The organism is Vibrio sp. 2130-1, from assembly GCF_033339515.1.
This window is the reverse complement of the sequence record NZ_JAWOUT010000701.1, coordinates 1-523: the sequence shown is the minus strand read 5'-3', so window position 1 is coordinate 523 and position 523 is coordinate 1. Positions and strand designations below refer to the sequence as shown.

1 protein-coding gene is annotated in these 523 nt (G+C 45.5%); it reads right to left on the bottom strand.

Going from position 1 to position 523, the window contains the following annotated elements:
• A partial coding sequence (locus R7Q09_RS28225) for an alanine--tRNA ligase-related protein (protein ID WP_318144219.1) occupies positions 1 to 439 on the bottom strand: 439 nt, incomplete at its 3' end.
• Positions 440 to 523: the final 84 nt, after the last annotated feature.

Below are 523 nucleotides of genomic sequence, written 5' to 3'. Positions count from 1 at the left end.
CCTGAGCTCGTTGTTGAAACTCCGCCAGCAGTGGCGTGATGCTTTCAGGCCATTCAAAATCAATTCGGCTTTTATCTGCTGAGATATGTGCGCCAACCTTCTGAATGTTTGCAAATTTTTGCGTGAACAGTTCAAGTATGACTTCCGCCGCAAAGTGGAGCTTCATCAACGCATAACGCCTTTGCCAGTCAATTTGAGTGATCACTTGGTCGCCAACTCGAAACGTGGGTTGACGTTCTAGAGTGTAAACAATGCGTGAGCCAGACTTAATTGCACCGACGATAGGAATCCCGTCGATCGTACCTGCATCGCTCTCTTGTCCGCCGGATTCAGCATAAAAAATAGTGTGGGATAACTCGACTTCTTTGTCCGAAATTCGAGTTACCGTGGAGGTGAGTTCTGTTTGGTAAGGGTTTTTCCAAAATACCTTGACGGTCATATGGCCTTCCTTTGCACATAATATTGACGTACATCGATGCTACGCGGCTAATAAGTGAAGTCAAGCAATGCTAATGAGATAAAA